15 protein-coding genes are annotated in these 6,637 nt (G+C 62.5%); all 15 read left to right on the top strand.

All coding sequences use genetic code 11. From position 1 onward, the window contains the following. A partial coding sequence (locus tag LB518_RS18575) for an EF-Tu C-terminal domain-related protein (protein WP_224579275.1) occupies positions 1-126 on the top strand: 126 nt, incomplete at its 5' end. 63 nt (positions 127-189) lie between these two features. Then, entirely contained in the window at positions 190-498 is a 309-nt protein-coding gene (rpsJ, locus tag LB518_RS18570; RefSeq protein ID WP_018184903.1) for a 30S ribosomal protein S10, read from the top strand. 16 nt (positions 499-514) lie between these two features. Then, positions 515-1,225: a 50S ribosomal protein L3 gene (rplC, locus tag LB518_RS18565; protein ID WP_224579271.1), complete on the top strand. Its 711-nt coding sequence runs from the start codon at positions 515-517 to the stop codon at positions 1,223-1,225. After that, positions 1,225-1,845, top strand: coding sequence for a 50S ribosomal protein L4 (gene rplD / locus LB518_RS18560; protein WP_224579270.1), 621 nt, complete (start codon positions 1,225-1,227; stop codon positions 1,843-1,845). The genes rplC and rplD overlap by 1 nt, the downstream gene beginning before the upstream one ends. Then, positions 1,842-2,135, top strand: a complete 294-nt coding sequence (locus LB518_RS18555; protein WP_224579269.1) for a 50S ribosomal protein L23 — start codon at positions 1,842-1,844, stop codon at positions 2,133-2,135. Before rplD ends, LB518_RS18555 begins: the two co-directional genes overlap by 4 nt. Positions 2,136-2,157: 22 nt before the next feature. Then, entirely contained in the window at positions 2,158-2,994 is an 837-nt protein-coding gene (rplB, locus tag LB518_RS18550) for a 50S ribosomal protein L2 (protein WP_224579268.1), read from the top strand. A 12-nt stretch (positions 2,995-3,006) separates the two neighbouring features. Then, entirely contained in the window at positions 3,007-3,285 is a 279-nt protein-coding gene (rpsS, locus tag LB518_RS18545; protein ID WP_073057020.1) for a 30S ribosomal protein S19, read from the top strand. A 1-nt stretch (position 3,286) separates the two neighbouring features. After that, positions 3,287-3,667 carry a 50S ribosomal protein L22 gene (rplV, locus tag LB518_RS18540; protein ID WP_224579267.1) on the top strand — a complete coding sequence of 127 codons (381 nt, stop codon included), beginning with the start codon at positions 3,287-3,289 and terminating at the stop codon, positions 3,665-3,667. Further along, on the top strand, positions 3,667-4,380 hold the full coding sequence (rpsC, locus tag LB518_RS18535) for a 30S ribosomal protein S3 (RefSeq protein ID WP_073057026.1): 714 nt from the start codon (positions 3,667-3,669) through the stop codon (positions 4,378-4,380). The genes rplV and rpsC overlap by 1 nt, the downstream gene beginning before the upstream one ends. A 34-nt stretch (positions 4,381-4,414) precedes the next feature. Next, positions 4,415-4,828 carry a 50S ribosomal protein L16 gene (rplP, locus tag LB518_RS18530; RefSeq protein WP_073057029.1) on the top strand — a complete coding sequence of 138 codons (414 nt, stop codon included), beginning with the start codon at positions 4,415-4,417 and terminating at the stop codon, positions 4,826-4,828. A gap of 25 nt (positions 4,829-4,853) precedes the next feature. Beyond that, positions 4,854-5,054: a 50S ribosomal protein L29 gene (gene rpmC, locus LB518_RS18525; RefSeq protein WP_224579266.1), complete on the top strand. Its 201-nt coding sequence runs from the start codon at positions 4,854-4,856 to the stop codon at positions 5,052-5,054. Positions 5,055-5,064: 10 nt separating this feature from the next. Continuing rightward, positions 5,065-5,313 carry a 30S ribosomal protein S17 gene (gene rpsQ, locus LB518_RS18520; RefSeq protein ID WP_073057034.1) on the top strand — a complete coding sequence of 83 codons (249 nt, stop codon included), beginning with the start codon at positions 5,065-5,067 and terminating at the stop codon, positions 5,311-5,313. A 71-nt stretch (positions 5,314-5,384) separates the two neighbouring features. Beyond that, positions 5,385-5,753, top strand: coding sequence for a 50S ribosomal protein L14 (gene rplN, locus LB518_RS18515; protein WP_029075463.1), 369 nt, complete (start codon positions 5,385-5,387; stop codon positions 5,751-5,753). Beyond that, on the top strand, positions 5,753-6,070 hold the full coding sequence (gene rplX, locus LB518_RS18510; protein WP_224579265.1) for a 50S ribosomal protein L24: 318 nt from the start codon (positions 5,753-5,755) through the stop codon (positions 6,068-6,070). The genes rplN and rplX overlap by 1 nt, the downstream gene beginning before the upstream one ends. Continuing rightward, positions 6,063-6,620, top strand: a complete 558-nt coding sequence (gene rplE, locus LB518_RS18505; protein WP_073057040.1) for a 50S ribosomal protein L5 — start codon at positions 6,063-6,065, stop codon at positions 6,618-6,620. The genes rplX and rplE overlap by 8 nt, the downstream gene beginning before the upstream one ends. Positions 6,621-6,637 lie beyond the last annotated feature (17 nt).

Raw genomic sequence — 6,637 nt, 5'->3', positions numbered from 1 at the left:
GGCGACAACGTGTCGATGGAAGTGACGCTGATCGTGCCGATCGCCATGGAAGAGAAGCTGCGCTTCGCGATCCGCGAAGGTGGCCGCACCGTCGGCGCCGGCGTCGTCGCAAGCATCATCAAGTAAGAGTCGAAGCTCCGGACGGGGCACGCGGTAACGCGTGCCCTCGTGACTTAAGGACAGAAATCGATGAACGGTCAGAATATCCGGATCCGGCTCAAAGCGTTCGATCATCGTATCCTCGATGCATCGACGCGAGAGATTGTGAACACGGCGAAGCGCACGGGTGCTCGGGTTGTTGGCCCGGTGCCGCTGCCTACTCAGATCGAGAAGTTCACCGTGAACCGGTCGCCGCATATCGACAAGAAGAGCCGCGAGCAGTTCGAGATGCGCACTCATAAGCGCCTTCTCGACATCGTCGATCCGACCCCGCAGACCGTGGACGCGCTGATGAAGCTCGACCTCGCTGCTGGCGTCGACGTCGAAATCAAGCTCTGAGGCGAGCGAGGACAAGATGCGCTCTGGATTGATCGTACAGAAGGTGGGCATGACCCGCATCTATACGGATGCGGGTGAGCAGGTGCCGGTCACGGTGCTGAAGCTCGACAACTGTCAGGTTGTCGCCCAGCGGACGGAAGACAAGAACGGCTACACCGCGGTGCAGCTCGGCAGTGGCTTGGCCAAGGTCAAGAACACGACCAAGGCGGAGCGCGGACATTTCGCGCAGGCCGAAGTCGAGCCGAAGCGCAAGGTCACCGAGTTCCGTGTGAGCCCGGATAACCTGATCGAGGTCGGCGCTGAGCTGACTGCCGAGCACTTCGTCGTCGGCCAGTTCGTCGACGTCTCGGGCACGTCGATCGGCAAGGGCTTCGCCGGCGTCATGAAGCGGCATAATTTCCGCGGCGGCCGTGCGACTCATGGTAACTCGCTGTCGCACCGCGTGCATGGCTCCACCGGCCAGCGCCAGGATCCCGGCAAGGTCTTCAAGAACAAGAAGATGGCCGGTCACATGGGCGATGCTCGCGTCACCACGCAGAACCTCAAGGTTGTGCGTACGGATGCCGAGCGCGGTCTGATCATGGTCGAAGGTGCCGTTCCCGGCGCCAAGGGCGGCTGGATCGAGGTGCGCGATGCTGTGAAGCGCGCGCTGCCGAAGGAAGTTCCGTTCCCCGGTGCGTTCAAGTCGCGCACCGCGGCTGCGGTCGAAGTGAAGGAGTCCGAGTGATGGACCTCAAGGTCACCACGCTTGACGGCGCTGCGGCTGGCGAGATCTCGCTCTCGGACGAGATCTTCGGTCTCGAGCCGCGCGGCGATATCCTGCAGCGTATGGTGCGCTGGCAGCTGGCTCGTCGCCAGGCTGGCACGCACAAGTCGAAGGGTCGTTCCGAGATCTCGGGCACGACCAAGAAGATGTACAAGCAGAAGGGCACCGGCGGCGCTCGCCACGGAGCCAAGACTGCGCCGCAGTTCCGCGGCGGCGGCAAGGCTTTCGGCCCGGTGGTGCGCAGCCATGCGCATGACTTGACCAAGAAGTTCCGCCAGCTGGCGCTGAAGCATGCGCTGTCGTCCAAGGCCCGCAGCGAGGATCTGGTGATCGTCGCCGACGTCGCTCTGGACGCTGCGAAGACGAAGGTGGTCAAGGAGCGTTTCGCCAAGCTCGGCTGGGCAAATGCGCTGATCATCGACGGTGCGACGGTCGACACGAATTTCGGTCTCGCCGCGCGCAACGTTCCGCATATCGATGTCCTGCCTGTGCAGGGGATCAATGTTTACGACATTCTGCGCCGCGAGAAGCTCGTGCTGACCAAGGCTGCGGTCGAAGCGCTGCAGGAGCGGTTCAAATGAGCAACCCGACCCATTACGACATCATCCGCAGCCCGGTGCTCAGCGAAAAGTCGACGATTGCGACCGAGCAGAGCAAGGTGGTCTTCAACGTTCTGAAGAGCGCGACCAAGCCCGAGATCAAGGCCGCCGTCGAGGCGCTGTTCAAGGTCAAGGTCACCGGCGTCAACACCTTGATCCGCAAGGGCAAGGTCAAGCGCTTCCGCGGCATCGTCGGCAAGCAGAGCGACCTGAAGAAGGCGATTGTGACGCTGGCCGAGGGCCAGTCGATCGACGTCTCGACCGGTCTCTAGAGCAGAAGAATAGGCTGAAGCCATGGCTCTCAAGCATTACAAGCCGACCACGCCGGGACAGCGCCAGCTCGTCCTCGTCGACCGCTCGGAGCTCTATTCCGGCAAGCCGGTCAAGGGTCTGACCGTTGGTCTCCGTCAGAGCGGCGGCCGCAACAATCTCGGCCGCGTCACGGCTTATGGTCGTGGCGGTGGTCACAAGCGCACCTATCGCCTGGTCGATTTCAAGCGCCGCAAGCGTGACATGACGGCCGTCGTCGAGCGGATCGAATATGATCCGAACCGCACGGCTTTCATCGCCCTCATCAAGTATGAGGACGGCGAGCTGAGCTACATCCTGGCGCCTCAGCGCTTGGCCGTTGGCGACAGCGTTGTCTCCGCGGCGCAGGCTGACGTGAAGCCGGGCAACTGCATGCCGCTTGGCGCGATGCCGGTCGGCACGATCGTTCATAACGTCGAGATGAAGCCCGGCAAGGGCGGTCAGATCGCGCGCTCGGCCGGTGCCTATGCGCAGTATGTCGGCCGCGATGGCGGCATGGCGATCCTGCGTCTCAATTCGGGCGAGCAGCGCCTGGTGAGTCAGGCCTGTGTCGCTACGGTTGGTGCGGTTTCGAACCCGGACCATTCGAATATCTCGATCGGCAAGGCTGGCCGCAACCGTTGGCTCGGCAAGCGTCCGAGCGTCCGCGGTGTTGCCATGAACCCGGTCGACCATCCGCACGGCGGTGGTGAAGGCCGGACTTCGGGCGGTCGTCATCCGGTTACCCCGTGGGGCAAGCCGACCAAGGGCAAAAAGACCCGCAACAACAAGTCGACAGACAAGTTCATCGCGCGCAGCCGTCATCTGCGCAAGGGCAAGTAAGAGAGGCTTTTCGTGGCTCGTTCAATCTGGAAAGGCCCGTTTGTTGACGGGTATCTCCTGCGCAAGGCCGAGAAGAGCCGCTCTTCGGGCCGCAGCGAGGTGGTGAAGATCTGGAGCCGTCGCTCCACGATCCTTCCGCAGTTCGTGGGACTGACCTTCGGCGTCTATAACGGCCAGAAGCACATTCCTGTCATCGTCAACGAGGACATGGTCGGTCACAAGTTCGGCGAGTTCTCGCCGACGCGAACCTACTACGGTCACACGGCCGACAAGAAGGCGAAGAGGAAGTAAGATGGGCAAGCCGAAGCGCGAACGCGCGCTGAAGGACACCGAGGCGCGCGCGATCACGCGCATGATCCGTGTCTCTCCGCGCAAGCTCAATCTGGTCGCGGCACTGATCCGCGGCAAGAAGGCCAGCACCGCGCTTGCGGACCTGACCTTCTCCGAAAAGCGCATTGCCCGCGACGTCAAGAAGACGCTCGAGTCGGCGATCGCCAATGCCGAGAACAACCATGATCTCGACGTCGACGCGCTTGTCGTCGCCGAGGCATTCGTTGGCAAGGCGCTGGTGATGAAGCGCTGGTCGCCGCGTGCCCGTGGCCGCGTTGGCCGGATCGAGAAGCCGTTTTCGCACCTGACGATTGTCGTGCGTGAAGCTGGGGAGGCCGCTTAATGGGCCAGAAAGTCAATCCGATCGGGCTCCGCCTCGGTATCAACCGGACCTGGGACAGCCGCTGGTTCGCCAACAAGGGCGAATATGGCCGCTTGCTCCATGAGGACCAGAAGATCCGCGAAGTCCTGATGAAGGATCTGAAGCAGGCTGCGGTCTCGAAGATCGTGATCGAGCGTCCGCACAAGAAGTGCCGCGTGACGATCCATTCGGCCCGTCCCGGCATCGTGATCGGCAAGAAGGGCGCCGATATCGAGAAGCTGCGCAAGACCGTTGCGAAGCTGACCGATAGCGAGGTTCACATCAATATCGTCGAAGTCCGCAAGCCGGAAATCGACGCGAACCTGGTGGCTGCCTCGATCGCCCAGCAACTTGAGCGCCGCGTGGCGTTCCGCCGCGCGATGAAGCGTTCGGTGCAGTCGGCCATGCGCCTTGGCGCAGAGGGCATCCGCATCAACGCGTCGGGCCGCCTCGGCGGCGCCGAGATCGCGCGTCTTGAATGGTACCGCGAAGGCCGCGTGCCGCTGCACACGCTCCGTGCCGATATTGACTACGGCACGGCGACTGCGCACACGGCCTATGGCACGTGCGGCATCAAGGTCTGGATCTTCAAGGGCGAAATCCTTGAGCATGACCCGATGGCGTCCGAGCGTCGCCAGACGGAAGGCAACGAGCAGGGCTCGGGCAGCGGTCGTCGTCGCGATAACGCGGCCTGACAGCAACCGCACCTGAAGCCGAGAGAGAACGAAAATGCTGCAACCGAAGCGCACCAAGTTCCGTAAGCAGTTCAAGGGCAGGATCCACGGCGTCGCCAAGGGCGGCACCGACCTGAACTTCGGCGGTTTCGGGCTGAAGGCGATGGAGCCGGAGCGGGTCACCGCCCGGCAGATCGAGGCGGCTCGCCGCGCGATCACCCGCGCGATGAAGCGTGCCGGCCGTGTCTGGATCCGGGTATTCCCGGATGTTCCGGTCACGTCCAAGCCGACCGAAGTCCGTATGGGCAAGGGCAAGGGCGCGCCGGAATACTGGGCGTCGCGGGTCAAGCCGGGACGGATCATGTTTGAGGTGGATGGCGTCGACGAGGAGACCGCGCGCGAAGCGCTGCGTCTCGGCGCGGCGAAGCTGCCGATCAAGACGCGCTTCGTACAGCGCATCGCCGATTGAGCGGCGAACGGACGAGGATAGAGCCATGAAGGCGAAGGACGTTCGGCTGCAGACGGCCGATCAGCTCGACACGGAGCTTGGAAACCTGAAGAAGGAGCAGTTCAATCTGCGCTTTCAGCGGGCGACCGGCCAGCTCGAGAACACCGCGCGGGTCCGGCAGGTTCGCCGCGACATCGCGAGGATCAAGACCATCGCCGCGCAGAAGCGCGGCGCGGACCAGAGCTGAGGAGGCGAAGATGCCAAAACGCGTTCTGCAGGGCAGCGTCGTCAGCGACACGAATGACAAGACTGTCGTCGTGCTGGTCGAGCGCCGCTTCACGCACCCCGTCATGAAGAAGACGGTGCGTCGGTCGAAGAAGTACCAGGCCCATGACGAGGCCAACACATACAAGGTCGGCGATACGGTCTTCATCGAAGAGTCGAAGCCGATCTCGAAAAACAAGCGTTGGGTCGTGCTCGGCACCGAATTGTCGGACGGCAAGTAGCGCACGGAAGAGGTTTGTCGCCGCTCTCACCGGATAGGCGAGGGCAGTGACCAGAAAGCAGGCGGCCAGTCATGATTCAGATGCAGACTAACCTCGACGTGGCGGATAATTCCGGCGCTCGTCGTGTGATGTGCATCAAGGTTCTCGGCGGTTCCAAGCGGAAATACGCCTCGGTCGGCGACATCATTGTCGTCTCGATCAAAGAGGCGATCCCGCGGGGTCGCGTGAAGAAGGGCGACGTCATGAAGGCGGTCGTTGTCCGTACCGCTAAGGACATTCGTCGTCCCGACGGCAGCGTCATCCGCTTCGACAAGAATGCGGCTGTGCTGATCAACAATCAGAAGGAGCCGATCGGGACCCGTATCTTCGGGCCGGTTCCGCGTGAACTTCGCGCGAAGAACCACATGAAGATCATCTCGCTCGCGCCAGAGGTGCTGTGATGGCTGCCAAGATCAAGAAAGGCGACAACGTCGTCGTCCTGACCGGCAAGGACAAGGGCAAGTCCGGCGAAGTGCTGACCGTGTTCCCGACCGAGGAGCGCGCGATCGTGCGGGGCGTCAATATCGCCCGCCGCCATCAGAAGCAGACGGCGAGCGAGCAGGGCGGCATCATCTCCAAGGAGATGCCGATTCACCTGTCGAATATCGCCGTGGCGGACCCGACGGACGGCAAGCCGACCCGGGTTGGTTTCAACGTATCCGAAGACGGGCGCAAGCAACGCGTCGCAAAACGTTCGGGAGAAGTGATCGATGGCTGAGGCAGCTTACGAGCCGCGGCTCAAGAAGTTCTACGAGGACGAGGTTCGCTCGAAGCTCGCAGCCGAATTCGGCTACGGCAATCCGATGCAGATTCCGCGTCTCGACAAGATCGTGCTCAACATGGGCATCGGCGAAGCGGTGAACGACTCCAAGAAGGTCGGTACGGCGCTCGCGGATCTCGCCCAGATCGCTGGCCAGAAGCCGGCTGTCACCAAGGCGCGCAAGTCGATCGCCACCTTCAAGGTGCGCGAGTTCATGCCGATCGGTGGCAAGGTGACGCTGCGCAAGGCGCGGATGTACGAGTTCCTCGATCGCCTGGTCACGATCGCGCTTCCGCGTGTTCGTGACTTCCGGGGTCTCAATCCGAAGAGCTTCGACGGCCGTGGCAACTATGCCATGGGCATCAAGGAGCACATCATTTTCCCGGAGATCAACTACGACAAGGTCGACCAGGTCTGGGGCATGGACGTCATCGTCTGCACCACGGCCAAGACGGATGAGGAAGCCCGCGCCCTTCTGAAGGCGCTCAACTTCCCGTTCCGCCAGTAAGTCGCCGGGAAAGGATA

This window comes from Mesorhizobium sp. BR1-1-16 (assembly GCF_020165495.1).
Classification (GTDB): Bacteria; Pseudomonadota; Alphaproteobacteria; order Rhizobiales; family Kaistiaceae; genus Kaistia.
This window is presented reverse-complemented; position numbering and strand designations above follow the sequence as displayed.